This window comes from uncultured Nostoc sp. (assembly GCF_964245575.1).
Lineage (GTDB): Bacteria > Cyanobacteriota > Cyanobacteriia > Cyanobacteriales > Nostocaceae > Nostoc.
Genome location: NZ_CAXTNP010000037.1, coordinates 10,125 through 36,545, shown reverse-complemented (window position 1 = coordinate 36,545; position 26,421 = coordinate 10,125). Strand labels below are relative to the sequence as shown.

Below are 26,421 nucleotides of genomic sequence, written 5' to 3'. Positions count from 1 at the left end.
AAGCAAGGGGATGAATGCAGTTATCTCTATACAAAAGGAAATATATGTAAATATATCTCTATACAAGAGGAGATGAATGCAATTATCACTACACAAGAGGAAATGTGTTTGATGATAACAAAACAGCAGAAAGAAAAATGAAATTATGCCAATCGCATCCAGAATACGAGAAACTCAAGCAAAAACGACTAGATAAGCGCCAAGCTAAACGCTAATCCCCTCCCACGCCTCCTATCCCCCAATTCCCCATTATCTACCCCCAAACACCCTTGTTACCTCTTGTAAAGGGGGGTGTTTTTCTTTACTGGACTTTAGTCTAAAGTCCAGAAGGGAAAGATTGATTCAATAATTCCCCCTTGTCTCCCTTGTCCTCCTTGTCTCGCTATTCCTCAGTCCCCAGCGCTCGCATCTTCAAAATCAGATCGCTCGTACTCAGCACTCCTGAAGGGCATGGGGCATGGGAAATCGAACCAATGCCCCATTTGCTATGCGCTATAGCCTAATAAATGAATTACCTTTTTCCAACTAACTCCTTTACCTTGTTGATAATGCCGACTGGATCGATACCTTGATATGGGTACTGTTCCCACAAACCGCCGCAACCTTCTTTATAAGTTCCAAGATGGGCATATTTGGGAGTGAACCCCCGCTCTAGTAGCCAAGAGCCAAAACGACTACCTAAGCCAGTGCGACGGTTGAAGGGTTCTACTACAAGCACAAAAGGAGCATTACCAACTTTGGTAATTATTTCTTCATCAATAGTGTTTAAAGTTGTTTTGCTAATCAAACCAACGTCTAACCCTTCTTGCTTCAGACGCTCTACAGCATCAACGGCACGATAGAGAGCATCGCCAAAACTGATAATGTAGCCTTGCGTCCCTTCTCGTATAACCTCATCTTTACCAGGAACAAATTTGTAGCCACTTCCAAAGAAGTCATTGCCGTTGCTGTCCTGAATATTGGGCACTTTGGAACGGGTGGAGAAAATAAACCGCAGTCCCGGCTCAAAGAACACAGCTTCTACACAAGCTGTCATTTGATTATTATCTGCCGGGAAGTACAACTGTGTTGGGTAGCCATCATCCAAGCCATTGTCGGCAAACATATTGTTCAAACCAAAGTGGCAGCTGTTATCTGCCATGTCATCTATACCCGCATGGGAAAAATGACACAGAACATTGGAATAGTTCAGCCGTGCCATCGTGATTTCTGAGATACACATTTCTAAGAAGGCGCTGAAGGTCGCAAAAATACCTTGCTTGCCCTTGTCCATCCCGAATCCGGCCATAGCAGAGAAGTTGCTCCGTTCCATAATGCCGGAGGAAATAAATATTTCTGGGTATGTTTCATGAATTATCTTCAAACCGCAGGAGCCTTCTAAGTCGCTATCAATAACCTTGACTTTTTCTTTACGCTCCGCTTCACTCATGCGATTGAGGACACCCACCACGGCTTCACCAAACACACTACGGTTAGCGCCCCATTTGTCACTGGAACCCAGAAACGTATATGTTTGTTTGGGTTTCTCAATACTTTTAAGGTATTCGAGCGCCGCAGTTTGTCCGCGAGATTCTAGATACTTAACTGCTAAATCTACAGGAATTACATCATGACCATGAATGGAACCTTCTAAACCTTCTATACCAGGACACATCGGGCGTTTATTAATCAGAGCGATCGCTCCAGGAGTATTCACAGCTTCGCTCAGGCGACGGTATAAATCGTCTAAGTCTTCCCCGTCTCCCTGAAGTACTTTCAACCCGTGACCTTCTAAGGTTTTGGCGACACTAAAACCAGGTAAATATTTAGAAGGATGTCCGGCGATCGTGACATCATTATCATCAATGAGCAGCTTGACGTTGAGATGTTGAGCAACAGCCAAGCGAGCAGCTTCGGCATCGTTACCTTCTTGCTGAGATCCATCAGAACCGAGACAGAAAACAACCTTGCCTGGATTCGCCATTGCCACACCATTGATGTAAGGCCAAATATGGCCCAAGCGTCCAGAACTAAATTTTACACCAGGAGTTAGTTTTAGTTCGGGGTGTCCCGGTAAATTGGAATGTGCTTGCCGATAACGTAAAAGTTGCTCGGCAGGTAAATCACCATGCAATGTTGCCATCAGATATTGGGTGGCAACTCGATGTCCTGCCTCATCAAAGAAAATCGGTACAAATTGCTCCGATGCTCCCCGGAAAAAGGCATCGAGAATCATTACCTCTGGCACTGTATCGTATGGCCCACCAGTATGACCGCCGACTCCGCTAGCAGCACCAGTCGCTGTAAAAAAGACGATCGCATCTCGGCAAAGTTGAATATTCGCTTTGAGAGTCTCTCGCTGTTCGGCGGTGAGGCTGGAATTTGCGGGATTGAGCGCTAAAGGTTTGTAAGCACCGAGATCGATTGGAAATTGGGTATTCATAATAGTCATGGTTTTTTGATTGAATAAAAAACAATTTGCACAGACGGAACGCGCGATCGCACTACAAAAAAAATTGTTAAAACCCCGATGGGCAACAATTATCCAAGCTCAAGCCAACCACTCAGAACCATTGTGGAACCGTGTGATATCATCAAATGCCAAAATCAATACATTCAATTGTGCATGAATGTGCTTGAATTCAATTGAAGTTACGGATTACCGTACAAAGACTTGCTTATCAATAAGTATAAACTCACAAACGTGCAATTTCAAGTTCAAAAACGCAATTTCAGGAAAATTAATTATGCTAACTGCTGAACGACGACAATTTATCTTAGAAATTCTGCGTCGTGATAAAAAGGTACTTTCGACAGAACTTAGTGCTGTTCTCAAAGTTTCTGAGGATACGATTCGCCGGGACTTGCGAGAACTGGCAGAAACTGGACTATTGCAACGCGTTCATGGGGGAGCGCTCCTTAAATCTCCAGCCACCGCTAGTTATGCCGATCGCCAAAAGCAAGCGCCAAAAGAAAAGGAAGCGATCGCTCGGACAGCAGCAAAATTAGTTTGCACAGGACAGGTGGTGATTTTAGATGGAGGTACAACAACTCTCCAAGTAACCCGTCATTTGCCCCTAGATTTGCACGCAACAGTGATCACAAATAGTCCGCCAATCGCCGTTGCTTTAGCAGAACATCCCCATATAGAGATTGTGATGTTAGGTGGACAACTCTACAAAAAAGCCTTGGTGAACGTGGGTACTGTCACAATTGAGACATTACGGATGATTCGTGCAGATTTGTGTATGTTGGGAGTTTGCAGTTTGCATCCAGAAGTTGGGATTAGTGTACCTAACCTAGACGAAGCCCACGTCAAACGAGCCATGATTGCTGGATCGGCTGAGGTAGTCGGATTAGTGACAGCAGAAAAATTGGACACAGCTGCTCCTTATCTAGTGGAGTCTATTCATGCCCTGACTTACTTAGTAACTGCACCTACAGTATCTAATAATATGCTGAGTGCTTACAAAGCTTTAGGTTTGACCATTATACGTGATGAGTACGCATGATCTGATGAAAGCAGATGCGATCGCTAGGGACTGGGGATTGAACAAGGGAATAGGGTACAGATTATTCCCTGTTACCTGTCACCTGTCACTTCTTCCCTAACCCCAATGCCCAAATCTAGAATCTGTCCGTTTCTTGAGGTGTTCCAACTGCTCCTGGTTGAGCCGTAAAGAAGTTTTGAGCAGCTTCATTCTGATATATACACCTAATATCAGGTTTATCACTGTCCAAATTACCTGTAAAGCCAAAGGTGTTCAGGCGATTTTTGCACTCATTTACCTGCTCAGATGTCACTAGCTTGCGGTTCTCTAAAAGCGCCCAGTTATTTTGTCGGATTACGCATCCAGGACGCATACTCGGCTGGGCAACATATACATTGAAGGGGTTGAGAGTGACGAACAGTCTAGCGTCCATCACCATCGCGCTGGCTCCGTACTGCACACAAATTTCAGGGTTTGGTGCTTTGGTGTCAATGAATTCACGGGAAGCCACATTTGATGGGGCCAACGTGGTTGTAGAACTAAAAGCAATGCCAATCCCAATTCCCAAAATCAACACCCCTCCCATAATTGCGATGGTGAAGAGGTTAAACATAGGGGATTGGAAAATAGAGGGTTTAGAAGAAGTAGTAGTTGAACTACCAGTAGGTTTACGTCTCATTGTTGCTTAATCACCTTCACGTCGATTTGGAAGGGAGTGGTCTAAAGTTTTCTCCCTCTTTCAGTATGCCTATTCTTAACTGTAATTGTCTGCGGCTTTTTGGCCAGTATTTTTCTTAAATCATAAAAATAGGAACTTATCTAGATATCTGGACAAAATTTCAACCTTGTTGGTTATTGTTTCCATCTTGAAGAATTGATGAGTCTTTTTATTTATTTGCCGATTCAGGAATTTTTATTAATTTTATACTGCTTCACATGCAAATCACAGAGCAAACTGTTTTTAATTTTTATATTTTATTAATTAATTATAGCAGATTTTTGATATCTATCAGATAGTCTTGATTCAATTTGTACAAATGATGCAGTGATAATGCTTGAATTATCTAGCTTCTTGTTTGTAATTTTGCGAAAAGTCTGAGCGGCAAAAACCTGTGCTTGCGCCGTGTGGACTTTCTTTCAAACTGAATCCCCAGCCCCTTTCCTACTAGGGAAGGGGAGCAAGAATCAATGCCTCTCGACCTTTCAAGGAGAAGAATGGAAGCGGGGTTCCAAGAATAAGTTGCACATCGCGTTGTGCTTATAAATTTCCAAGACGAATTTTTCGGATTAGATATTTTTGTTACCCCTACTAATTGATATGTCAAACAATGTAACTTAAAATTTAAGAAAGTTTTAATAAATAATTAGAAGCAAGTGGCATCTCAAAGAGCGTTACTCTCAAGCAATAAGTTCAAAACTTCGCAACTTCAAATCCTTCTAGCTGATAGTCTGACTATTTTTTGGGGAGATTGGTTAGATTTACGTGTCAGAATCGTACCAGTTGCTGCATCAGGCTTAATATCCCCACTGATATATATTTTAGCTTTTGGCTTGGGTTTGGGTAGTTCCATCAAACCCGGCTCAGGGATTAGTGGTAACTATAACAACTATTTAGAATTCATATTACCGGGGATGGTGGCGCTATCATCGATGACGGTTAGCTTTGCGGGAACGACATTTTCGATTTGTGGAGACAGACTATTTACCAAAACCTTCGAGGAATTGTTGTTAACTCCTATACATCCCTTAGCGTTATATATCGGAAAAATGCTGGCGGGAGTAGTGCGAGGGTTGATGACATCGGCTTCGGTGATTTTGGTAGCGGTGCTGTTGACTGGAAACTGGAATTTCTTCAACCCACTATTTCTATTGTTGGTAGTGCTGAATTGTTCAGTATTTGCTGGGTTAGGCGTGATTGTGGGTTTGAGTGTGCGATCGCTCGAATCAGTTGGACTCTACAACAACTTTATAATTATCCCCATGTCATTCTTAGGGGCAACTTTCTTTGACCCTGGTACATTACCAGCTGCCCTCAAAATCGTAGTTTACCTGTTACCACTCACCTACGCCAGCATCGGACTGCGTGCAGCTGCCCATTTACCCTTGTCTCAGTTTCCTTGGTACAGCATACCGATTTTGCTAGTGATAGCGATCGCTCTTTCTTTGTGGGGTGGTTATAAATTCGCTCACCAACAAGATTAAAATAATTCGTAATTCGTTAAAGCCTTCATTAGTTAAACAATTTTGTCTAGATACAGCAATTGCTAACGAGGCTTCACGGCGGTTATTTGCATCTTGTGGTTTGCGATTCAGCATTATTCAAATGCTGATTGAATTGAGTCATTAGTCATGAGCAAATGACTAATGAACGCCACTTGCTTTAAGAGGGGGAACCCCCCTTCGGGTGACGCTACGCACAGTCGCTACCGCTACGCTAACACCAGTCGCCTACGGCGGGAAACCCGCCGTAGGCGCTGGATTCACCGCAACGCAGTGGCTCCTAATGACAAAGGACTAACTAGCTAACAGAGTTTTTTCTAGAGAAGTCCAACGGAAGGCGCGATCGCCACCTCTCTCAATGACTACTCTTACTCGTGGTTCAAGCTGAGGCAAATTCGTTAAATACTCAAGTTCCTCATTGGAAAGAATATGCCCTTCAATAATCCACAAGACCAGCCCCTTAGACTTTGGTGGCAGCTGTTCGAGATGATAACTGATAATTGGTGGCAAATAGTACACATAACCTACTGCCGCACCGCTACCAGTGCTTTTTTTACCAAGATGAGGAGGTCTGACTCCATGAATTCTTGTGAGATACGCAGCTACGTCGCCCAGTCCCCTGGCGGTAATGTGGAGGGTGGTATAGCCAGCCGCGCGTAGTCGGCGCTGATATCGACCTTCATAACCTCCTTCCAGAGGTACATACACGCCAAGAGCGCCAAATTTTTCCAGATCGCGCATTAAACCGTTGCCAGTGGTAATTAGTGCCATAGATTTTCGTCTTATCCCACTTAGATATCTCTATTATTTACCCTGAACCGATAGATTAAAAGCATTTTTTTGGGTATTGGGCATCCCTTCGGCTTACTTCGACTACGGTTCCATGTCCGCAAGTCGAGATGCTCAGTACAAGTCGCTCAGGGCAAGTGGGCATTGGGAAGAGGCAGAGGGGCAGTTCTTGCTGGGAGCAGAAGCGAAAGAGGTAATTTTTTTATTCTCCCCTTGCCCTCTGCTTCCCCTGCTTCCAATTTATAATCCCCACTTCCCAAAAATAACCCTATAAATTACTGGACAAACATAAATAAATAATTTATATTATTAGATTGTGACCAAAAACGCAAATCAGACTCCCTTCTTACTGTCATTCTGAGGTAGTGTTAGCATCAAAAGCTAATAACTCAATCCAAATTGGATAATCTAACTCAGATTGATCATAGACTGGTAAACTAAGAAAGCTTTCAGGTCAACATTGGAGCTTATGGACGAAAAATCAAAGCCAATCCAAAGCTCCAGAGTATATTTACTCCTGTGCCTCTGAAAAAACAGGCAAAATCTTAAACAATAGTTTAAGGTGTTTAAGGAAGTAAAACTGAGCAGCAATGTTGGTTTAATGGCATTACGTCAGTCTCAGTTAATGGATACTGAGCGGTAAAAACCGCTTAAGTCCAACTGCAACAAGGCAGTAGCCAATCTCCGGGAAGCCGCCCTTAGGGCGTCTAAGAAATCGGAAAACCCCGCCGACAGCGCTGCCTCCAGAAAGTGCCAGAGCAATTGCTTGGACGAAAGCATTGCTGCACACAGCTTAAAGCTGTAGCGCCTTGCATTGATTCCAGAAGTTACTCCTTCCGAATGGGAAGGGACTTGTGGCTGTTCTGGTGATCTAGTGAGTGAAGCTAAACAGATTCACCAAGCAGTACGGACACGGTTTGTTGTGTCCGAAAGCATTTGGAGCGGTTTATCTAAACCATTCTAAATTTCGCAGGCTAACCCAGCCTAAATTGATGCGTACAAAGCGTGTCCTCTAGAGTCCAATTTCAAGGTCAGCAAGTAGAAAGGAGAACCAGTAACTGTGTCTGTAGGTATTCTCGGCACCAAGCTGGGCATGACCCAAATATTTGACGAAGCAGGAGTAGCCATTCCTGTGACTGTCATTCAAGCAGGTCCATGCACCGTTACACAAGTTAAAACGAAACAAACCGACGGTTACTTTGCCATTCAAGTTGCTTATGGCGAAGTCAAACCAAAGGCACTGAACAGACCACTACTGGGTCATTTGGCTAAATCATCTGCCCCAGCTTTGCGTCACCTAAATGAATATCACACCGATAGTTCTGGTGATTATGCTTTAGGTCAACAGATTAAAGCAGATATTTTTAGTGCGGGCCAAATTGTCGATGTAGTCGGTACAAGTATCGGTCGCGGGTTTGCGGGTAACCAAAAGCGCAACAACTTTGGTCGTGGGCCCATGTCCCACGGTTCCAAAAACCACAGAGCGCCGGGTTCTATTGGTGCTGGTACAACACCAGGTCGTGTCTATCCAGGTAAGCGGATGGCAGGGCGTCTAGGTGGAAAACGGATCACAATTCGTAAGCTGACAATAGTGCGAGTTGATGCAGAACGCAACTTATTGCTAATTAAGGGAGCCATTCCTGGTAAACCGGGCGCTTTAGTAAGTGTTGTGCCTGCAAAAATAGTGGGATAGTCAAAAGTCATTAGTCAAACGTCATTAGTCAGTAGTCATTGGCTAAAGACAAATGGCATAAAGACAAATGACAAATGACCAATGACAAAGGACAAATAACAAAGATGGTTGAAAGCGTAGTTAAAAATTGGCAAGGAGAACAGGTCGGCGAGACGACCTTCGAGTTGCGCACTGCCAAGGAAGAAACAGCGTCTCATATTGTGCACCGCGCCTTAGTACGGCAATTGACTAATGCTCGTCAAGGAAATGCCAGTACAAAAACTCGTTCAGAAGTCAGAGGTGGTGGTCGTAAACCTTGGCGACAAAAAGGTACTGGTCGCGCTCGTGCGGGGTCTATTCGTTCGCCATTGTGGCGTGGTGGTGGTGTAATCTTTGGGCCAAAGCCTAGAGACTTCAACCTCAAGTTGAACCGCAAAGAGCGACGTTTAGCACTGCGGACAGCATTTGTCAGCCGCATAGAGGATTTGATCGTAGTAGAAGAATTTAGCACAGAGCTATCTCGCCCAAAGACTAAAGAATTAGTAGCAGCCCTTGCTCGTTGGGGAGTAGTACCAGAAAGCAAGTCACTGTTAATTTTGTCTGAAATTGCGGATACAGATAACGTTTATTTGTCAGCCCGCAACATTGAAAATTTAAAACTAATTGCAGCCAACCAGCTAAATGTTTTTGATTTACTGCACGCTGACAAAATTGTAGTTACGGCATCAGCCCTAGAAAAAATTCAGGAGGTCTACAGTGCCTAGCTTTGACCCCCGTGACCTTGCCGACTTAGTGCGTCGCCCAATAGTCACCGAGAAGGCGACTATCTTGATGGAGCAGAATAAGTACACCTTTGAAGTAATTCCAAAGGCATCTAAGCCAGAAATCAAGGCTGCGATCGAAGACTTGTTTCAGGTGAAGGTTGTAAAAGTCAACACCACCCTACCACCGCGTAAAAAGCGGCGCGTTGGTAAATTTATTGGTTATAAGCCCCAATATAAGCGAGCCATAGTTACCGTCGCACCTGGGGATGAAGACAAGATTAGACAAGTTCTATTCCCAGAAGTCTAAAAAAGTTGTCAGTTAGGAGTTAAGAGTTACTGAACTCAAAACTCAAAACTCAGCACTCAGTACGGGCTAAACGCCCCGCTATAGCTAACAGCACTCAGCACTTAAAAATATGGGTACTCGTTCTTATCGCCCTTATACCCCCAGCACTCGCCAAGTTACAGTTTCTGACTTTGCGGAGATCACAAAAACCGAGCCAGAAAAATCTTTAACTACCTCGAAGCATCGCGCCAAAGGTCGGAATAATACCGGGCGGATTACCAGTCGTCGCCGGGGTGGTGGACACAAACAACTTTACCGGATCATCGATTTTAAAAGGGATAAACATAATATTCCTGCCAAAGTCGCAGCAATTGAATACGATCCTAACCGCAATGCCCGAATTGCCCTTTTGTATTACCAAGATGGCGAAAAACGGTACATCCTCCATCCCAACGGGTTGAAAGTTGGAACAATAATTATTTCTGGACCAGAAGCTCCCTTTGAAGATGGTAATGCTTTACCTCTCTCGAAAATTCCCTTGGGTACTGGTGTTCACAACGTAGAATTGACTCCTGGCAAAGGTGGTCAAATTGTGCGTGCTGCTGGTGCTAGCGCTCAAGTTGTGGCAAAAGAAGGTAATTATGTAACTCTCAAGTTGCCTTCAGGAGAAGTCCGCTTGATTCGGCGCGAATGCTACGCGACCATTGGGCAAGTAGGCAACACCGATGCGAGAAACCTGAGTGCAGGTAAAGCAGGGCGAAATCGCTGGAAAGGTCGCCGTCCTAAGGTTAGAGGTAGCGTCATGAACCCAGTGGATCACCCACATGGTGGTGGTGAGGGTAGGGCACCTATCGGTAGATCGGGGCCTGTTACACCTTGGGGTAAACCCACATTGGGCGCAAAGACACGTAATCGCAAGAAACTTAGCAGCAAATTGATTGTGCGTCGTCGCCGTAAGTCTTCCAAACGCGGTCGCGGTGGTCGTGAGTCTTAAAGAGTTAGGAGTTAAGAGTTTATAAGTTAAAAGTAAAATCTAACTCCTAATTTCTCACTTCTAACTCCTCACTCCTAAATTCTAAATCCTAAATCCAAAATTGAACTATGGGTCGTTCTCTAAAAAAAGGTCCTTTCGTTGCGGATCATCTCCTAAAGAAAATTGAAAAGCTCAACGACAACAACAGAAAAGAAGTTATTAAAACTTGGTCAAGAGCTTCGACAATTTTGCCTTTAATGGTAGGTCATACCATAGCTGTTCACAACGGACGCCAACACGTTCCAGTTTTTGTAAATGAACAGATGGTAGGACATAAGTTGGGTGAATTTGCCCCGACACGCACCTACAGAGGTCATGGAAAAAGCGATAAAAAAGCAGGTAGGTAGTCATTAGTCATGAGTCATTAGTCATGATCTGAAAGACAAATGACAAATGACCCTTTGGGTTCGCCAGTTACTCATGGGGGAAACCCCCAAGACCGCACTGGCTCACAAACGACAAATGACAAAATTGGAGAAAATTATGGCTACTAATACTACTGAAATAAAAGCGATCGCTCGTTTTATCCGCATCTCGGCCTACAAAGTGCGTCGGGTACTCGATCAAATCCGGGGGCGATCATACCGCGAAGCGTTAATCATCCTAGAATTCATGCCTTATCGCGCCACTGAACCCATATTGAAGGTTCTCAGAAGCGCTGCTGCCAATGCCGAACACAACGCTGGGTTAGATCGGACTCAACTAGTGATTACTCAGGCTTATGCCGATCAAGGACCATCACTGAAGCGGTTCCAACCAAGAGCGCAAGGTCGAGCTTACCAAATTCGCAAGCCGACGTGTCATATTACTGTAGCGGTTGGAGCCGCCCCAGAAAAATAAGCACGCTTACACGAATAAATTACGTAAAGTAAGAAATCTTAGAGGAAGCATTCGTGGGACAGAAGATTCATCCAGTTGGTTTTCGCCTGGGTATTACACATGAGCATCAATCCCGTTGGTTTGCTGTTCCTGATCGCTATCCAGAACTTTTACAAGAAGACTACAAACTCCGTCAGTATATAGAACAAAAGCTGGGTAGACTTGCTCAAAACAACGCCGGTATTTCCGAAGTGCGGATTGAGCGCAAAGCTGACCAAATCGACTTAGAAGTACGTACAGCTAGACCCGGCGTAGTAGTAGGCCGTGGTGGGCAAGGCATTGAATCCTTGCGTACCGGACTCCAAGGACTTTTGGGTAGTAATCGCCAAATTCGCATTAACGTAGTTGAAGTTCAACGAGTTGATGCTGATGCCTACCTAATTGCCGAATACATTGCTCAACAATTGGAACGCCGGGTTTCCTTTCGGCGGGTAGTGCGGCAATCGATTCAGCGTGCTCAAAGGGCTGGTGTCCAAGGTATTAAAATCCAAGTCAGCGGCCGGCTCAACGGTGCAGAAATTGCCCGGACAGAGTGGACTCGTGAAGGTAGAGTACCTTTACATACCTTACGGGCTGACATTGACTACTCTTATTGCACGGCAAAAACTGTTTACGGCATTTTGGGTATCAAAGTATGGGTATTTAAGGGAGAAATTATTCCTGGACAGGAAGAAATTCCACTGCCACCCGCAACCCGCGATCCCCGCGATCGTGGCGATCGCGAACGTGAACCCCGTCGCCGTCAACAACAACGTCGTCGCCAACAATTTGAAGACCGCTCAAATGAAGGGTAAATGGGGACTGGGGACTGGGAACTGGGGACTGGGTAAGAATTCTCAATCCCCAATCCCTAATCCCCAATCCCTAATTCCCAGTACCTAGTACCCAGTAGCCAATCATGTTAAGCCCTAGAAGAACTAAATTCCGCAAACAACAGCGCGGACGGATGGAGGGACTAGCCAGCCGTGGTAGTACCCTCAACTTCGGTGATTTTGCACTCCAAGCACAAGAACCTGCTTGGATTACCTCCCGGCAAATCGAGGCTTCTCGTCGGGCAATGACTCGTTATATTCGTCGGGGTGGACAAATCTGGATTCGGATTTTCCCTGATAAACCTGTAACCATGCGTCCTGCTGAAACCCGGATGGGTTCAGGTAAAGGTTCGCCAGAGTTTTGGGTAGCAGTAGTCAAGCCAGGACGAATTTTGTTTGAAATCGGTGGGGTTTCTGAAGAAATCGCCCGTGAAGCTATGCGTTTGGCTTCATTTAAACTGCCTATAAAAACCAAGTTTATTGTGCGCTCTCAACCTCAGGAGCAGGAGTAGCTTATGCCTCTTTCCAAGATTTCAGAAGCTAGAGAATTAAGTGACGAGAAGCTATCTGATGAAATTGTCGCGATCAAAAGACAACTATTTCAGTTGCGCTTGCAAAAAGCTACAAGACAATTAGAAAAGCCGCACCAATTCAGACAAATGCGACATCGCCTAGCCCAATTGCTGACATTAGAGACAGAACGCAAACGGGCAGCAAGTCAATTGGCTAAAGAAAAAAAGTAGGAGATTATGGCAGTTAAAGAACGAGTTGGCTTGGTAGTGAGCGATAAAATGCAAAAAACTGTGGTAGTTGCCATAGAAAACCGCGCTCCTCACCCTAAGTACGGCAAAATTGTGGTTAACACCCAAAGATATAAAGTTCACGACGAAGAAAATAAGTGTAAAGTAGGCGATCGCGTTCGCATTCAGGAAACTAGACCCCTGAGCAAAACTAAGCGCTGGAAAATCACAGAAGTCCTGAACGTTAAACCTACTTAAACCTCATCGTTGTTAGTTTCTAACAACATCACAAGGGAGAATAATTGTGATTCAACCCCAGACTTACCTAAATGTCGCAGATAATAGCGGTGCCCGTAAACTAATGTGCATCCGCATCTTAGGTGGAGGCAACCGCCGTTATGGTTTTATCGGCGATAAGATTATTGCCGTTGTCAAAGATGCTACACCTAACATGGCTGTCAAAAAGTCTGATGTCGTGGAAGCAGTAATTGTTCGCACTCGTAAAGCTGTAAGTCGTGACAGCGGCATGAGCATTCGCTTTGATGATAACGCTGCTGTGATCATCAACAAAGACGGTAATCCTAGAGGCACACGGGTTTTTGGCCCAGTTGCACGAGAACTGCGTGATAAAAACTTTACCAAAATCGTTTCTCTGGCTCCGGAGGTGCTTTAATGGCAACCAAACAGGGTACGCCCAAAGTATTCCACAAAATGCATGTCAAAACTGGTGACACCGTACAAGTGATTGCTGGCAAAGACAAAGGAAAAGTTGGTGAAATTATCCAGGCACTTCCCCAACTGAGTAAAGTTATTGTCAAAGGTGTCAATATTAAAACCAAGCACGTCAAACCCCAGCAAGAAGGGGAATCAGGGCGGATTGTCACCCAAGAATTCCCAATTCATAGCTCCAACGTGATGCTTTATTCAACCAAGCAAAACGTTGCTAGTCGTGTTTGTTATACCTTTACCTCAGAAGGCAAAAAAGTCAGGAAACTTAAGAAAACTGGCGAGATTCTGGATAAATAGTTAGAAGTTAGGAATTAAGAGTTAGGAATTTAACTCATAACTCATAACTCATAACTCATAACCATAACTCATAACTTTGTTCCCTGACCAAGCCCAGGGATATCAGGACAAAAAACTATGGCGGCAACAAGACTCAAAAGCTTATATCAAGAGACAATCGTCCCCAAACTGATCAATCAGTTTCAATATACCAACGTTCATCAAGTACCGAAGTTAGTAAAGGTTACTATTAACCGAGGTTTGGGTGAAGCAGCTCAAAATGCGAAGTCGCTGGAAGCATCCATCAACGAGATTGCCGTGGTCACGGGTCAAAAACCAGTGGTGACACGGGCGAAAAAGGCGATCGCTGGCTTTAAAATTCGTCAAGGGATGCCTGTGGGGATCATGGTTACCCTCAGAGCCGAACGGATGTATGCCTTTTTCGACCGACTCGTTAGCCTATCACTGCCCAGAATTCGAGATTTTCGCGGCGTTAGCCCTAAAAGCTTTGACGGACGGGGTAACTATACTCTGGGTGTGAGAGAACAGCTAATTTTTCCAGAAGTCGAATACGACAGCGTTGATCAAGTGCGTGGGATGGATATTTCCATCATCACCACAGCAAAAAACGACGAAGAGGGTCGCGCCTTACTTAAAGAATTAGGAATGCCCTTTCGCGATTAGTAAGTTCATCTATAGAGGGAACGATGGCGGCTAACGACACAATTGCAGATATGCTGACGCGCATCCGCAATGCCAACCTGGCGCGGCATCAAACAACACAAGTGCCAGCTACAAAAATGACCCGCAGCATTGCCAAAGTGCTACGGGAGGAAGGCTTTATTGCTGAAATCGAAGAAGCAGAAGAAGGGGTAAAGCACAACCTAGTGATTTCCCTGAAGTACAAAGGTAAGAATCGTCAGCCTCTAATCACCGCCTTAAAGCGAGTGAGTAAACCAGGCTTGCGTGTTTACTCCAATAGAAAAGAATTACCAAGGGTACTAGGCGGTATTGGCATTGCCATTATTTCTACATCCAGTGGGATTATGACTGACCGTGAAGCGCGACGTCAGAACTTGGGTGGCGAAGTGCTTTGTTACGTTTGGTAGTCACCAGAAGTGAGGAGTTAAGAGTGAGGAGTGAAAAGTTAGTTAGAAAAACTCATAACTCATAACTCATAACTCATAACAGGATAAAGGACAAAAGTCATGTCTCGTATTGGTAAACGTCCAATTACTATTCCCGCCAAAGTTCAAGTGGCGATCGATGGTACAAATATTGTGGTGAAAGGCCCGAAAGGAGAACTTTCTCGCACTCTCACAGCTAATGTCTCAGTCTCCCAAGAGGGAGAAATATTACAGGTAAATCGTCGGGATGAAACTCGTACCTCAAAGCAGCTACATGGCTTGAGCCGCACTTTAGTTGCCAACATGGTCGAGGGAGTCTCCCAAGGTTTTCAGCGCCGTTTGGAAATTCAAGGTGTTGGTTACCGGGCACAACTTCAAGGGCGTAACCTAGTTTTAAATATGGGTTACAGCCATCAGGTACAAATTGAACCACCAGAAGGAATTCAGTTTGCTGTAGAAGGTACCACTAACGTTATTGTCAGTGGCTATGACAAAGAAATCGTAGGTAACACAGCTGCAAAAATTCGCGCTGTTCGTCCACCAGAACCTTACAAAGGTAAAGGCATTCGCTATGCCGGTGAAGTGGTCAGACGGAAAGCTGGTAAGACTGGTAAGGGTGGTAAGAAGTAGAAATGAAACTTACTCGTAGAGAATCAAAAAACCGTCGTCATCGACGTGTTCGTGGCAAAGTTATTGGCTCTCCAGAACGTCCGCGTTTAGCGGTATTTCGTTCTAATGAGCATATTTATGCCCAGATAATTGATGATACTCAACATCAAACCATAGTGGCCGCATCGACTGTAGAACCAGAGTTGAAATCTAGTTTAGTGTCATGTGCAAACCGCGACGCATCGGTGCAAGTTGGTAAGTTGATCGCAGTGCGATCGCTAGAAAAAGGCATCACCAAAGTAGTCTTTGATCGCGGTGGTAACTTATATCATGGTCGTGTCAAAGCATTAGCTGATGCAGCACGGGAAGCTGGTTTAGATTTCTAAAGTCATTGGTCATTAGTTATTGGTCATTAGTCATTGGATAAATGACAAAGGACAAAGGACAAATGACAAAGGACAAATGACAACTGACAAATGACGTTCACCAGAGCACTAAATTATGGCAACAGAGCGTAAAAGTAGAACAAAGCGTGCCAAAAAAGAAGAAACCACTTGGCAAGAGCGGGTTATTCAAATTCGACGCGTGAGCAAGGTCGTCAAAGGTGGTAAAAAACTTAGCTTCCGAGCGATCGTTGTCGTCGGTAACGAACGCGGTCAAGTTGGTGTTGGAGTAGGCAAAGCCTCAGATGTAATTGGTGCCGTCAAAAAAGGCGTAGCCGACGGTAAAAAACACCTCATTGATATCCCAATCACCAAATCTAACTCCATCCCCCATCCCATTGATGGTGTCGGTGGCGGTGCCAAGGTGATGATGCGCCCAGCCTCACCTGGTACTGGGGTAATTGCTGGTGGTGCTGTGCGGACTGTGCTGGAATTGGCAGGAGTTCGTAACGTCTTAGCCAAGCAACTTGGCTCTAACAATCCGCTCAATAATGCTAGAGCCGCAGTCAATGCCTTATCTACACTGCGGACTCTTGCTGAAGTTGCGGAAGATCGCGGTATTCCTATTGAAAGTCTCTACATTTAGTAGAGTCGCACTTATAGAGCTTTTGTGTAAACAAGAACTAATTACATCATGAGACTCAACGATGTTAAGCCGCAAAAAGGCTCAAAGAAACGCAAGAAGCGTGTAGCCAGAGGTATTTCTGCCGGTCAAGGTGCCAGTGCAGGTCTAGGTATGCGAGGTCAAAAGTCTCGCTCTGGTAGCGGTACTCGACCAGGTTTTGAAGGTGGTCAACAGCCATTGTACCGCCGTTTACCTAAGCTGAAGGGCTTTCCGATTGTTAATCAGAAGATTTACACTACGATTAATGTAGAGAAGCTAGCCTCCCTTCCTGCTAATACGGAAGTAACTTTGACCTCCTTGAAAGCCGCAGGTATCCTGACTGCTGTCAAGGGGCCATTGAAAATTTTAGGTAACGGAGAATTGAGCATTCCGCTCAAGGTACAAGCGGCAGCTTTCACAGGTTCAGCTCGTAGCAAAATTGAGGCAGCTGGTGGTAGTTGTGAAGTCTTATGAGTGAGCCGGAACAGCGCACTTAAATGGAAGCCAACTCGCTGTCAGCGCCTGGTTCACTATAAAGGTAGCACTCTATGATCAGTCGAGATAAAGCCCCAACGGCTCAAGAAACTTTTATGCAGATGGCGCAAGCAGCTGGCCTCAGAGGTAGGCTGCTTGTCACCGTCGGTATTTTAATTTTGGTTCGCCTGGGCATCTTCTTGCCCGTACCAGGGATTGATAGACCTAGATTTGCCGAAGCCATTTCGGGCAATAATTCCATATTTGGCTTATTGGATATATTTTCCGGGCGAGGACTCTCGACTTTGGGAGTCTTTGCTTTAGGGATTTTGCCCTTCATTAATGCGTCTATTATCATCCAATTGCTCACCGCAGCAATTCCATCTTTAGAAAATTTACAGAAAAATGAAGGCGAAGCAGGTCGGCGCAAAATATCGCAAATTACCCGCTATGTCACTGTAGTTTGGGCAATTCTACAAAGTACAGCTTTTTCGGCATTATTCCTCCAGCAATTCGCTTTAAAGCCAGGGCCAATTTTTGTAGCTGAAACTGCGATCGCTCTGACTGCTGGTTCAATGTTCGTCATGTGGGCATCAGAACTGATTACAGAAAGGGGCATTGGTAATGGAGCATCATTACTGATTTTTGTCAACATTGTCGCGTCATTACCAAAAGCTTTAGGCGATACTATCGACTTGGTGCAAGTCGGTGGTCGGGAAGCAGTGGGTCGGGTGATCGTCCTGATCTTAGTTTTCCTAGCAACAATTGTTGGGATTGTGATTGTCCAAGAAGGAATGCGCCGCATCCCAATTATTTCGGCTCGTCGCCAAGTAGGTCGGCGAGTTTTGGCAGAGCAGCGTAGTTATCTGCCCCTGCGGCTAAATCAAGGCGGCGTGATGCCAATTATTTTTGCTGCTGCCATCCTCAGTTTGCCACTGCTAATCGCCAATTTTACTAAAAATGCCGATTTGGCGAATATAGTTAACACTTATTTAAGTCCAAGCGGTTCTAGCTCTTGGGTCTATGCCTTGGTCTACATGATTTCCATTGTTTTCTTCAGCTACTTCTATTCTTCGTTGATTCTCAACCCGGTAGATGTGGCGCAGAACTTGAAGAAAATGGGTTCTAGTATTCCTGGAATTCGTCCCGGCAAGGCAACTAGCGAGTATATCGAACGCGTTTCCAACCGACTAACTTTTTTGGGTGCGATCTTTTTGGGCTTTGTTGCTATTATCCCCACAGCTGTGGAGAGCGCTTTGAATGTGAAAACTTTCCGGGGAATCGGTGCAACCTCATTGTTAATTTTAGTTGGTGTGGCAATTGAGACAGCCAAACAAGTCCAAACTTATGTAATCTCTCAGCGCTATGAAGGAATGGTGAAATAATAGTGACGCGACTAATCTTCTTGGGGCCACCTGGAGCGGGTAAAGGAACACAAGCTCAAACCTTGGCTGAACACTTGAATATTCCCCATATTTCTACTGGTGAAATATTAAGACAAGCTATGAAAGAGCAAACTCCTTTAGGAATCAAGGCTCAAAGTTATGTTGATAGCGGCGAGTTAGTACCCGACCAGCTAGTGCAGGACTTGGTACAGGAGCGCCTTAGTCAACCAGATGCCAAAAATGGTTGGATTCTTGATGGTTTTCCCCGCAAAGTGACCCAAGCAGGTTTTCTGGAGAAGTTACTGCAAGAAATACATCAGAGTGGCGAAAGGGTAGTCAATCTAGATGCACCAGATGAAGTTGTGATCGCACGTTTGCTAGGTAGAGGACGAAAAGATGATACCGAAGAGGTGATTCGTCGTCGTTTAGAAGTGTACCGCGCTGAAACTGCACCTTTAATTGATTATTACGGCGATCGCAAAAAACTCCTAACAGTCAATGGCAATCAGTCCCAAGAAGATGTCACTGGTGAATTGCAAAAGGTAATCAAGGATGAGGGGGATGAAGGAGCAGGCAAGGAGCTACAGTAATTCTTTCCCCAATCCTCTGTTTGGCCAATACCCCCTCCCAAGAAACAGATCAATTTTAGCTAAGATATATTAATAAACTGTTGATATATTTCTTAAAGTGTGTTCTCTTGCAGATAAAGTACTGCAACTGAACACGAAATTGTTGAGTTGAGGAAAAAACAAATTGTCTAAGCAAGATTTGATTGAAATGGAAGGCACGGTTACCGAGTCCTTGCCCAATGCGATGTTTCGCGTTGACTTGGACAATGGATTTAACGTGCTAGCTCACATTTCCGGCAAGATTCGCCGCAATTATATCAAGATTTTGCCCGGCGATCGCGTCAAGGTGGAGTTAACTCCCTACGACTTGACCAAAGGCAGAATCACCTATCGACTACGAAAGAAGTAAGTATATGTAGAGAATTTTACCATAAAACCATTTTTTTGACTGTTTGCTAGTCATTTAATTGGATTAATTTCCCTAGAAATGCTATAATTTTATATTTGGAGTCAAAAAATAAAAGGCATGAAAGTTAGAGCCTCAGTCAAGAAAATCTGTGAAAAGTGTAACGTGATCAAACGTCGTGGTCGCGTCATGGTGATCTGCGTGAACCCCAAGCACAAGCAACGTCAAGGATAACACTCTTACCAACAGAGTGAGTTGTAACACGCATATCATCATTAAAACGAAAAGACGCGATTAATCACGTTTTTCCAACCAACAGTAATTGCGAGAACAATAGGGAGAGTTCATTGTGGCACGGATTGCCGGAGTAGACCTTCCACGCGATAAGCGCGTCGAGATCGGTCTGACTTACATCTACGGAATTGGTTTATCACGCTCTCAAGAAATTATAGCGGCTACTGGTGTGAACCCAGACACCCGCGTTAAGGACTTAAGTGATGCCGATGTGACAGCCCTACGAGGGGAAATAGAAACCAACTATCAAGTTGAAGGCGACTTGCGGCGCTTGGAGTCTTTGAACATCAAGCGCTTAGTTGACATTGGTACCTACAGAGGTCGTCGTCATCGCATGGGCTTACCTGTCAGAGGCCAAAGAACTCGCACCAATGCCAGAACCCGTCGAGGCAGAAGGCAGACAGTGGCTGGGAAGAAGAAGGCTCCAGGGAAATAATTTTGCAACGCTTGCTAATCCGAGCAAGTTTTACCTTAAATCAACTAAACAAGTATGGCGAGACAACCAACTAAAAAATCCGGGAGCAAAAAGCAGAAACGGAATGTACCCAGTGGGATGGCCTACATCCAGTCTACTTTCAACAATAGCATTGTCACCATTACCGATCAAAATGGAGATGTCATCTCTTGGGCTAGTGCTGGTTCTAGCGGTTTTAAGGGAGCAAAAAAGGGAACTCCCTTTGCAGCGCAAACCGCTGCTGAAAGTGCAGCCCGTAGAGCCATTGATCAAGGAATGCGCCAAATTGAGGTAATGGTCAGTGGACCAGGAGCAGGTAGAGAAACCGCTATCCGGGCACTTCAAGGAGCAGGACTGGAAATTACACTCATTCGGGATATTACCCCCATTCCTCACAATGGTTGCCGTCCACCCAAGCGCCGTCGAGTTTAAATACCAAGACTTGGGCATTGAGGACAATAAGCTACAACTGAAGTAAGTAAAATTACTTAAAACAATAGCTTGGGCGTCTAACTTGCAAATTGTCATTGTGTGAAAGCTTGGGCGACCAAAAGTGCGTCAGATTTCCCGGAGGGAAAGCTGTTAAACTTCGGTAACCCAAAATATTATTAGCGCCTGCAAGCTAAATGGGAGCATCAAACTATACCGTAATTTTGGACTAATAGTTTGATATACCTATAATCTACAGGACATAAATTCAATTCGGGAGGCAATTGATTTGTCTGCTAGCAGCACCTTAGAAAAAGGGAGGCTCATCCGTGGCGCAGTTTCAGATTGAATGTGTAGAGTCTAATACTGAAGAAAGTCGGAACCATTACAGTAAATTTGTTCTGGAACCTCTTGATCGTGGTCAAGGAACAACGGTTGGCAACGCACTGCGGCGAGTTTTACTGTCCAACCTAGAAGGTACAGCAGTTACAGCAGTGCGGATTGCAGGCGTTTCACACGAGTTTGCTACAGTTCCGGGTGTGCGGGAAGATGTGCTGGAAATCCTCATGAGAATGAAGGAAGTTATCCTAAAAAACTATTCCTCGCAGCCCCAAATTGGTAGATTACTCGTTAGCGGGCCAGCAACAATCACTGCGGCGCATTTTGATTTGCCTAGTGAAGTCGAAGTCATGGATCCGACTCAGTATGTAGCCACCATCGCTGAGGGTGGAAAGCTGGAAATGGAATTTCGGATTGAGAAAGGCAAAGGCTATCGCACCGTAGAGCGAGGACGTGAGGAAGCCACATCGTTGGACTTTCTGCAAATCGACTCAATATTTATGCCGGTGCGAAAAGTCAACTATAGTGTTGAAGAATCTCGTGGGGAAGGCTTGATTCCAAAAGACCGACTGCTGTTAGAAGTTTGGACAAATGGCAGTATTTCTCCCCAAGAAGCACTATCCTCCGCCGCTGGGATCTTGGTAGATTTATTCAACCCGTTGAAAGACATCTCCCTAGAACCAACAGACACAGGTTCGGAGATTCCAGACGACCCAACTGCCCAGATACCCATCGAAGAGTTGCAACTTTCTGTGCGGGCATATAACTGTCTCAAACGAGCACAAGTTAACTCTGTGGCAGATTTGTTGGATTATACCCAAGAAGACCTCTTAGAAATTAAGAACTTTGGCCAGAAGTCAGCAGAAGAGGTCGTGGAAGCTTTACAGCGCCGCTTGGGCATCACCCTGCCAATGGAAAGAGGCTCTAAACACCCTTAAGAAAAACCGTTCATAATTCATAGTGCATAATTATGCGTCACCGTTGTCGCGTCAAAAAACTCAGTAAACCAGCCGATCAACGCCGTGCTTTACTGCGATCGCTCGCCACCGAGCTGATCCGTCATGGTAAGATCACCACCACTTTAATTAGAGCGAAAGTTCTGCGAAGTGAAGTGGAAAAAATGATTACCCTAGCCAAAAATGGCTCCTTGTCAGCGCGTCGGGAAGCTCTTGGCTATATCTTCGACAAACAACTGGTTCACGCTCTGTTTGAGCAAGCCCCAACTCGATATGGCGATCGCCAGGGCGGTTATACCCGCATCCTGCGTACCGTACCGCGTCGGGGTGATAATGCGAAAATGGCAATAATTGAATTGGTTTAAGTCATTGGTCATTGGTCATTGGTCATTAGTCATTGGTCATTAGTGAATAACAAAGGACAACTGACAAATGACAAATGACAAAGAACAAAATCTGTATGTTAGAAAGCCACCAGCCAACACCAACTCATCGAGTAGCCTTGGTAATCCAATACCTGGGCACTCATTTTCATGGCTGGCAACGGCAAAAAAACCACCGCACAGTCCAAGAAGAAATCGAAATTGCGATCGCTACTATTCTTGGGCATCATGTAACATTACACGGTGCTGGGCGAACTGATTCTGGAGTTCACGCTGCTGCTCAAGTAGCCCATTTTGAAGCTACAGGTTTAATTCCGCCTCACAAGTGGGCAACAATCCTAAATAGCTATCTGCCACCAGATATATTAATCAGAGCTTCAGCTAGTGTTGATAACCGTTGGCACGCTCGCTTTAGTGCAGCCTATCGACGGTATCGCTACACAATATATACTGAAGATCGGCTTAACTTGTTTGTAAGACCCTTCAGTTGGCATTATTATTATGCACCCCTGGATGAATCCTTAATTCAAGCTGCCTTGAAACCTCTCTTGGGAAAGCATCATTTAGCTGCTTTTCATCGTGCAGGCTCAAAGCGATCGCATTCCTGGGTAGAGGTGCAAGTAGCAGAGTGTTGTCGCAGTGGGCCATTTATCCATATTGAAATACAGGCAGATGGATTTTTGTATGGCATGGTACGGCTGTTGGTGGGGATGCTGGTACAAGTAGGTTCTGGACAAAGGACACTTTCTAGCTTCACCGAACTCTGGAAAGAACAACGTCGAGAAGAAGTGAAACACGCCGCACCGCCCCAAGGTTTATGCTTGTTGCGAGTCGGCTATCCAGATTTTCCCTTTTCAAAAGAGATTTGGTACGACACCTTGCCAAAGTTTGTCACTAGTCAAGAGTCATTAGTCATTGGTTCTTAGTCATTGGTCAGAACAGACGCGATTAATCGCGTCTGTACAATGGTCATTAGTGAATAACAAAGGACAAATGACAAAGGACAAATAACAAATAACAAATGACAAATGACAAAGGACAAATTAAAAATGACAAAGGACAAATGACAAATGACAACGAGTAAAACATACCTTCCTTCTCAAGCGTCCCTTGAGCGTGAGTGGTACATAGTAGATGCCACCGATAAACGCCTCGGTCGCCTTGCCAGCGAAATCGCCCAGGTTTTAAGAGGCAAAAAGAAACCCGAATACACACCCCACCTAGATACAGGTGACTTCGTAATCGTCATTAATGCTGAGAAAATCGCAGTCACAGGCAAAAAGCGCACTCAAAAGCTTTACCGTCGCCATTCTGGTCGTCCCGGTGGAATGAAAACGGAAACTTTCGCTAAATTGCAACAGCGCATACCAGAGCGAATTTTAGAACAGGCTGTTAAAGGTATGCTACCTAAAAATAGCCTGGGTAAGCAGTTGTTCACCAAGCTGAAAGTCTACGCTGGGCCTACGCATCCCCACGATGCTCAAAAACCTAAAGAACTAAAAGTTAGTACAATTCCTGGAGAAGAAAATTAATGGTAGTAGCAGACGCTAATAGCGGTCGCGCCGTATACTGGGGTACTGGCCGTCGTAAGAACGCAGTAGCACGGGTACGCTTGGTTCCAGGCAGCGGTCAACTGACTGTGAACGGTAAAGATGGAAACTTGTATTTCCAATTTAACCCCAATTACCTGGGAGTTATCAAAGCACCCCTGGAAACTCTGGGACTAGAAAACGAATATGACATTTTGGTGAAAGCGGAAGGCGGCGGCTTGACCGGACAGGCTGATTCTGTTCGTTTGGGAGTTGCTCGTGCTTTATGCCAATTAGACCCAGACAACCGCCCACCTTTGAAAACCGAAGGTTATTTGACTCGCGATCCCAGAGCAAAAGAGCGGAAGAAATATGGTTTACATAAAGCTCGGAAAGCGCCTCAGTACTCTAAGCGATAAGCGATTGGGGACTGGGGACTGGGTACTGGGTAGAGGAGATTAGGTATTAAGGATTGAGTATTAAAAAAAAGTCGGTTTTTTATCTCTTTCCCAGTCTCCGATCCCTAGTCCCCAGTCCCCAATCCCTAGCTCCAATTGAAACCTGAAAGTTATAATTGATATAGATTCATCACAAAAGGAACAATGGCTAAAGCTGATATTCACCCCAAGTGGTATCCAGATGCTAAAGTTTACTGCAACGGTCAGGTTGTTATGACCATTGGCTCTACTAAGCCAGAATTGCACGTAGATGTTTGGTCTGGAAATCACCCATTTTACACTGGTACTCAGAAGATTATTGACACTGAGGGTCGAGTAGAGCGCTTCCTCCGCAAGTACGGTATGAGCAGCACTCAAACATCTGGCGACGAACAAACCAAAAAGTAGCGGGTTGGCTCTGCTGTTAACGACGGCCCTGCATCAGCTGGGTCGATTTTCATTTATATGCTCGAGCCAATTTGTTATTTTTTAAGGAGCGATCGCACTCGTCATGGCTGAATCATACTTACTGGACAAACTAAAATCTGTTGAACAAACCTTTAATGAATTAACACGTCGTCTTGGCGACCCCGATACCGCTAGCAATCCTGATGAGTATCAACAAATTGCTAAGTCTCGTTCTTCTTTGGAAGAGGTAGTTAATACTTATGAAATTTGGAAAGCAGCCCAAGAAGACTTAATCGGAGCGCGTGAAGTTTACAAAGAATCTGCGAGTGACCCAGAGTTGCAAGAAATGGCAGCACTGGAAGTAAAAGAACTTGAAGAAAAAATAGAACATTTAGAGTCTCGCCTAAAAGTCTTACTGCTACCACGCGATCCCAATGATGAAAAGAATATCATGTTGGAAATTCGCGCTGGTACTGGTGGCGATGAGGCAAGTATTTGGGCTGGCGATTTGATGCAGATGTACACCCGCTATGCCCAAACTCAAGGTTGGAAAGTTTCTTTAGTGAGCGAATCTCGTGGAGAAATGGGTGGCTGGAAAGAGGTCATTCTCGAAATTAAAGGTAATGACGTTTATAGCCAGCTAAAGTTTGAAGCTGGAGTGCATCGTGTGCAGCGCGTGCCGGCAACTGAATCCGGGGGACGGGTTCATACTTCCACAGCTACCGTGGCGATTATGCCAGAGGTGGATGATGTGGAAATTCACATTGATCCGAAAGATATTGAAATGACTACAGCTCGTTCTGGCGGTGCTGGTGGACAAAACGTCAACAAGGTGGAAACAGCCGTTGACTTAATGCACAAACCAACGGGAATACGCATTTTCTGTACAGAAGAACGCAGCCAGTTGCAAAACAAAGAACGGGCGATGCAAATTCTGCGGGCGAAGTTGTATGAAATCAAGTTAAGCGAACAACAAGAGGCTGTAACTTCCATGCGGCGATCGCAGGTTGGTACTGGATCGCGATCGGAAAAAATTCGCACCTATAATTATAAAGATAACCGGGCTACCGATCATCGGTTAGGTCAGAATTATTCCCTTAACCCTGTTTTGGATGGTGATTTAGAGACACTGATCCAGTCTTGTATATCTCTAGACCAACAAGAACGTCTCGCGGAGCTAGCGACTTCCGCTGCTAACTAATTTTTGCCGTTAAATATACTGTAAAACCACTTGTTGTATTGTTGCTTTTAACACATACAGGTGGTTTTCTAATATCGCGTGGAGTGTATCTTCCATTTCACTGGGATAATGGTAGTACGCAAATTCGTACTTCATAACATAATTTAACTTCGCCCATTCCTTCAGGGTTTGACAGGTATAAATTAATGTCTCTACTTCCTTTTGCCAACGCGCAAAAATCCGGTAGCTAAAAAAGCTGCTGCACACGTTGCCTTTTGCATCCCAGTAAGAAATACACACCTGATGCTTCAGGCGATGGATTTTCTTGATCTGCTTCACATCGTAGCCTTTAGCTTTCAGGGCTTCTTTTGCTTCAGCCTGCGAAATGTTCCACTGTTCTGGTTTAATTTTATTAGTGGCTATAAGGTTTCGACCTTTGCGGCGATATTGATTAAGTTTGCGTGGCTTGCCAAACATGATGCACCATTTATATTATTGGCATTACTACTGATAACCTGATTAAAATTGCTATATCACTACTGCAAGTTTAATTGCAACGTTAGAATAATCATTTTAAATTATCATTAACAATGAAGCTTGTCAATCTAAAAGTAAACTTTTAGTATTTCCTCACTAAACTTGTAAATACAGTTGGCTAGCTATATAAGCAGTGAACATCGAAAGCAAAGAAAAACTGATTGAAATCATCAAACTAGCTCGTGGTT

The 26,421-nt window shown here is 44.7% G+C and carries 39 protein-coding genes; 35 read left to right on the top strand and 4 right to left on the bottom strand.

What is annotated here, in order from left to right; translation table 11 throughout:
* Positions 1 to 511: 511 nt before the first annotated feature.
* The gene (locus tag ACFFAP_RS08830; protein WP_375510857.1) at positions 512 to 2,431 is read right to left on the bottom strand and encodes a transketolase C-terminal domain-containing protein; all 1,920 of its coding nucleotides are present in this window, start codon (positions 2,429 to 2,431) and stop codon (positions 512 to 514) included.
* A gap of 10 nt (positions 2,432 to 2,441) precedes the next feature.
* Here ACFFAP_RS08830 and ACFFAP_RS08825 point away from each other — a divergent pair, with 10 nt between their 5' ends.
* Together ACFFAP_RS08825 and ACFFAP_RS08820 are read left to right on the top strand one after the other, a co-directional pair.
* Positions 2,442 to 2,609 carry a hypothetical protein gene (locus ACFFAP_RS08825; RefSeq protein ID WP_375510856.1) on the top strand — a complete coding sequence of 56 codons (168 nt, stop codon included), beginning with the start codon at positions 2,442 to 2,444 and terminating at the stop codon, positions 2,607 to 2,609.
* Between the two features lie 117 nt (positions 2,610 to 2,726).
* On the top strand, positions 2,727 to 3,491 hold the full coding sequence (locus ACFFAP_RS08820; protein ID WP_375510855.1) for a DeoR/GlpR family DNA-binding transcription regulator: 765 nt from the start codon (positions 2,727 to 2,729) through the stop codon (positions 3,489 to 3,491).
* A gap of 115 nt (positions 3,492 to 3,606) precedes the next feature.
* Here ACFFAP_RS08820 and ACFFAP_RS08815 read toward each other — a convergent pair whose 3' ends face one another.
* Positions 3,607 to 4,149, bottom strand: a complete 543-nt coding sequence (locus tag ACFFAP_RS08815) for a DUF3172 domain-containing protein (protein WP_375510854.1) — start codon at positions 4,147 to 4,149, stop codon at positions 3,607 to 3,609.
* A gap of 695 nt (positions 4,150 to 4,844) precedes the next feature.
* Here ACFFAP_RS08815 and ACFFAP_RS08810 point away from each other — a divergent pair.
* The gene (locus tag ACFFAP_RS08810) at positions 4,845 to 5,672 is read left to right on the top strand and encodes an ABC transporter permease (protein ID WP_375510853.1); all 828 of its coding nucleotides are present in this window, start codon (positions 4,845 to 4,847) and stop codon (positions 5,670 to 5,672) included.
* Between the two features lie 162 nt (positions 5,673 to 5,834).
* Positions 5,835 to 5,996, top strand: coding sequence for a hypothetical protein (locus ACFFAP_RS08805; protein WP_375510852.1), 162 nt, complete (start codon positions 5,835 to 5,837; stop codon positions 5,994 to 5,996).
* Here ACFFAP_RS08805 and ACFFAP_RS08800 read toward each other — a convergent pair.
* A complete protein-coding gene (locus ACFFAP_RS08800) occupies positions 5,985 to 6,461 on the bottom strand; it encodes an NAD(P)H-quinone oxidoreductase subunit N (RefSeq protein WP_375510851.1) in 477 nt (158 codons plus the stop codon). The genes ACFFAP_RS08805 and ACFFAP_RS08800 overlap by 12 nt on opposite strands.
* A gap of 1,078 nt (positions 6,462 to 7,539) precedes the next feature.
* Between ACFFAP_RS08800 and rplC the strand changes: the two genes are divergently transcribed.
* The 31 genes from rplC (at position 7,540) to prfA (ending at position 25,717) form a co-directional block, all read left to right on the top strand.
* The gene (gene rplC, locus ACFFAP_RS08795) at positions 7,540 to 8,172 is read left to right on the top strand and encodes a 50S ribosomal protein L3 (protein ID WP_375510850.1); all 633 of its coding nucleotides are present in this window, start codon (positions 7,540 to 7,542) and stop codon (positions 8,170 to 8,172) included.
* A gap of 104 nt (positions 8,173 to 8,276) precedes the next feature.
* Positions 8,277 to 8,915, top strand: coding sequence for a 50S ribosomal protein L4 (gene rplD / locus ACFFAP_RS08790; RefSeq protein ID WP_375510860.1), 639 nt, complete (start codon positions 8,277 to 8,279; stop codon positions 8,913 to 8,915).
* Positions 8,908 to 9,222, top strand: coding sequence for a 50S ribosomal protein L23 (locus ACFFAP_RS08785; RefSeq protein WP_069070779.1), 315 nt, complete (start codon positions 8,908 to 8,910; stop codon positions 9,220 to 9,222). Before rplD ends, ACFFAP_RS08785 begins: the two co-directional genes overlap by 8 nt.
* A 109-nt stretch (positions 9,223 to 9,331) precedes the next feature.
* The gene (rplB, locus tag ACFFAP_RS08780) at positions 9,332 to 10,195 is read left to right on the top strand and encodes a 50S ribosomal protein L2 (protein ID WP_375510849.1); all 864 of its coding nucleotides are present in this window, start codon (positions 9,332 to 9,334) and stop codon (positions 10,193 to 10,195) included.
* 107 nt (positions 10,196 to 10,302) lie between these two features.
* On the top strand, positions 10,303 to 10,581 hold the full coding sequence (gene rpsS / locus ACFFAP_RS08775) for a 30S ribosomal protein S19 (RefSeq protein ID WP_012410721.1): 279 nt from the start codon (positions 10,303 to 10,305) through the stop codon (positions 10,579 to 10,581).
* A gap of 136 nt (positions 10,582 to 10,717) precedes the next feature.
* The gene (gene rplV, locus ACFFAP_RS08770; RefSeq protein WP_375510848.1) at positions 10,718 to 11,074 is read left to right on the top strand and encodes a 50S ribosomal protein L22; all 357 of its coding nucleotides are present in this window, start codon (positions 10,718 to 10,720) and stop codon (positions 11,072 to 11,074) included.
* Between the two features lie 53 nt (positions 11,075 to 11,127).
* Positions 11,128 to 11,907 carry a 30S ribosomal protein S3 gene (gene rpsC / locus ACFFAP_RS08765; RefSeq protein WP_375510847.1) on the top strand — a complete coding sequence of 260 codons (780 nt, stop codon included), beginning with the start codon at positions 11,128 to 11,130 and terminating at the stop codon, positions 11,905 to 11,907.
* Positions 11,908 to 12,011: 104 nt separating this feature from the next.
* Entirely contained in the window at positions 12,012 to 12,437 is a 426-nt protein-coding gene (gene rplP, locus ACFFAP_RS08760) for a 50S ribosomal protein L16 (protein ID WP_229450956.1), read from the top strand.
* 3 nt (positions 12,438 to 12,440) lie between these two features.
* Entirely contained in the window at positions 12,441 to 12,668 is a 228-nt protein-coding gene (gene rpmC, locus ACFFAP_RS08755) for a 50S ribosomal protein L29 (protein WP_375510846.1), read from the top strand.
* Positions 12,669 to 12,674: 6 nt separating this feature from the next.
* Positions 12,675 to 12,923, top strand: a complete 249-nt coding sequence (gene rpsQ, locus ACFFAP_RS08750; protein WP_100901244.1) for a 30S ribosomal protein S17 — start codon at positions 12,675 to 12,677, stop codon at positions 12,921 to 12,923.
* A 46-nt stretch (positions 12,924 to 12,969) separates the two neighbouring features.
* The gene (rplN, locus tag ACFFAP_RS08745; RefSeq protein ID WP_069070772.1) at positions 12,970 to 13,338 is read left to right on the top strand and encodes a 50S ribosomal protein L14; all 369 of its coding nucleotides are present in this window, start codon (positions 12,970 to 12,972) and stop codon (positions 13,336 to 13,338) included.
* Positions 13,338 to 13,691, top strand: coding sequence for a 50S ribosomal protein L24 (rplX, locus tag ACFFAP_RS08740; RefSeq protein ID WP_109011925.1), 354 nt, complete (start codon positions 13,338 to 13,340; stop codon positions 13,689 to 13,691). The genes rplN and rplX overlap by 1 nt, the downstream gene beginning before the upstream one ends.
* Positions 13,692 to 13,808: 117 nt before the next feature.
* The gene (gene rplE / locus ACFFAP_RS08735; protein WP_375510845.1) at positions 13,809 to 14,354 is read left to right on the top strand and encodes a 50S ribosomal protein L5; all 546 of its coding nucleotides are present in this window, start codon (positions 13,809 to 13,811) and stop codon (positions 14,352 to 14,354) included.
* Positions 14,355 to 14,377: 23 nt separating this feature from the next.
* The gene (rpsH, locus tag ACFFAP_RS08730) at positions 14,378 to 14,779 is read left to right on the top strand and encodes a 30S ribosomal protein S8 (protein WP_012410712.1); all 402 of its coding nucleotides are present in this window, start codon (positions 14,378 to 14,380) and stop codon (positions 14,777 to 14,779) included.
* Between the two features lie 99 nt (positions 14,780 to 14,878).
* Positions 14,879 to 15,427, top strand: coding sequence for a 50S ribosomal protein L6 (rplF, locus tag ACFFAP_RS08725; RefSeq protein WP_375510844.1), 549 nt, complete (start codon positions 14,879 to 14,881; stop codon positions 15,425 to 15,427).
* Between the two features lie 2 nt (positions 15,428 to 15,429).
* A complete protein-coding gene (rplR, locus tag ACFFAP_RS08720; protein WP_375510843.1) occupies positions 15,430 to 15,792 on the top strand; it encodes a 50S ribosomal protein L18 in 363 nt (120 codons plus the stop codon).
* Positions 15,793 to 15,907: 115 nt separating this feature from the next.
* The gene (gene rpsE, locus ACFFAP_RS08715) at positions 15,908 to 16,435 is read left to right on the top strand and encodes a 30S ribosomal protein S5 (protein ID WP_334883878.1); all 528 of its coding nucleotides are present in this window, start codon (positions 15,908 to 15,910) and stop codon (positions 16,433 to 16,435) included.
* 48 nt (positions 16,436 to 16,483) lie between these two features.
* Entirely contained in the window at positions 16,484 to 16,927 is a 444-nt protein-coding gene (gene rplO, locus ACFFAP_RS08710; protein WP_229471862.1) for a 50S ribosomal protein L15, read from the top strand.
* A gap of 74 nt (positions 16,928 to 17,001) precedes the next feature.
* A complete protein-coding gene (gene secY, locus ACFFAP_RS08705; RefSeq protein WP_375510842.1) occupies positions 17,002 to 18,312 on the top strand; it encodes a preprotein translocase subunit SecY in 1,311 nt (436 codons plus the stop codon).
* A gap of 2 nt (positions 18,313 to 18,314) precedes the next feature.
* A complete protein-coding gene (locus ACFFAP_RS08700; protein ID WP_375510841.1) occupies positions 18,315 to 18,902 on the top strand; it encodes an adenylate kinase in 588 nt (195 codons plus the stop codon).
* Positions 18,903 to 19,065: 163 nt separating this feature from the next.
* A complete protein-coding gene (infA, locus tag ACFFAP_RS08695; RefSeq protein ID WP_006276978.1) occupies positions 19,066 to 19,290 on the top strand; it encodes a translation initiation factor IF-1 in 225 nt (74 codons plus the stop codon).
* 117 nt (positions 19,291 to 19,407) lie between these two features.
* Positions 19,408 to 19,521 (top strand): 50S ribosomal protein L36, encoded by a 114-nt coding sequence (gene rpmJ / locus ACFFAP_RS08690; protein ID WP_015129703.1) that lies wholly within the window; start codon positions 19,408 to 19,410, stop codon positions 19,519 to 19,521.
* Between the two features lie 115 nt (positions 19,522 to 19,636).
* Positions 19,637 to 20,017, top strand: coding sequence for a 30S ribosomal protein S13 (gene rpsM, locus ACFFAP_RS08685; protein WP_104906411.1), 381 nt, complete (start codon positions 19,637 to 19,639; stop codon positions 20,015 to 20,017).
* Positions 20,018 to 20,071: 54 nt separating this feature from the next.
* Positions 20,072 to 20,467: a 30S ribosomal protein S11 gene (gene rpsK / locus ACFFAP_RS08680; RefSeq protein WP_012410703.1), complete on the top strand. Its 396-nt coding sequence runs from the start codon at positions 20,072 to 20,074 to the stop codon at positions 20,465 to 20,467.
* Between the two features lie 326 nt (positions 20,468 to 20,793).
* Positions 20,794 to 21,741: a DNA-directed RNA polymerase subunit alpha gene (locus ACFFAP_RS08675; protein ID WP_375510840.1), complete on the top strand. Its 948-nt coding sequence runs from the start codon at positions 20,794 to 20,796 to the stop codon at positions 21,739 to 21,741.
* A 32-nt stretch (positions 21,742 to 21,773) separates the two neighbouring features.
* The gene (rplQ, locus tag ACFFAP_RS08670; RefSeq protein WP_094349105.1) at positions 21,774 to 22,124 is read left to right on the top strand and encodes a 50S ribosomal protein L17; all 351 of its coding nucleotides are present in this window, start codon (positions 21,774 to 21,776) and stop codon (positions 22,122 to 22,124) included.
* A 95-nt stretch (positions 22,125 to 22,219) separates the two neighbouring features.
* Entirely contained in the window at positions 22,220 to 23,068 is an 849-nt protein-coding gene (gene truA, locus ACFFAP_RS08665) for a tRNA pseudouridine(38-40) synthase TruA (protein ID WP_375510859.1), read from the top strand.
* A gap of 144 nt (positions 23,069 to 23,212) precedes the next feature.
* On the top strand, positions 23,213 to 23,674 hold the full coding sequence (gene rplM, locus ACFFAP_RS08660) for a 50S ribosomal protein L13 (RefSeq protein WP_375510839.1): 462 nt from the start codon (positions 23,213 to 23,215) through the stop codon (positions 23,672 to 23,674).
* Positions 23,674 to 24,090 carry a 30S ribosomal protein S9 gene (gene rpsI / locus ACFFAP_RS08655; RefSeq protein WP_229554269.1) on the top strand — a complete coding sequence of 139 codons (417 nt, stop codon included), beginning with the start codon at positions 23,674 to 23,676 and terminating at the stop codon, positions 24,088 to 24,090. The genes rplM and rpsI overlap by 1 nt, the downstream gene beginning before the upstream one ends.
* Positions 24,091 to 24,273: 183 nt before the next feature.
* A complete protein-coding gene (rpmE, locus tag ACFFAP_RS08650) occupies positions 24,274 to 24,516 on the top strand; it encodes a 50S ribosomal protein L31 (protein WP_012410697.1) in 243 nt (80 codons plus the stop codon).
* A 103-nt stretch (positions 24,517 to 24,619) separates the two neighbouring features.
* Positions 24,620 to 25,717, top strand: a complete 1,098-nt coding sequence (gene prfA, locus ACFFAP_RS08645; protein WP_375510838.1) for a peptide chain release factor 1 — start codon at positions 24,620 to 24,622, stop codon at positions 25,715 to 25,717.
* A 9-nt stretch (positions 25,718 to 25,726) separates the two neighbouring features.
* Here prfA and ACFFAP_RS08640 read toward each other — a convergent pair whose 3' ends face one another.
* Positions 25,727 to 26,173 (bottom strand): hypothetical protein, encoded by a 447-nt coding sequence (locus ACFFAP_RS08640; RefSeq protein ID WP_375510837.1) that lies wholly within the window; start codon positions 26,171 to 26,173, stop codon positions 25,727 to 25,729.
* Positions 26,174 to 26,421 lie beyond the last annotated feature (248 nt).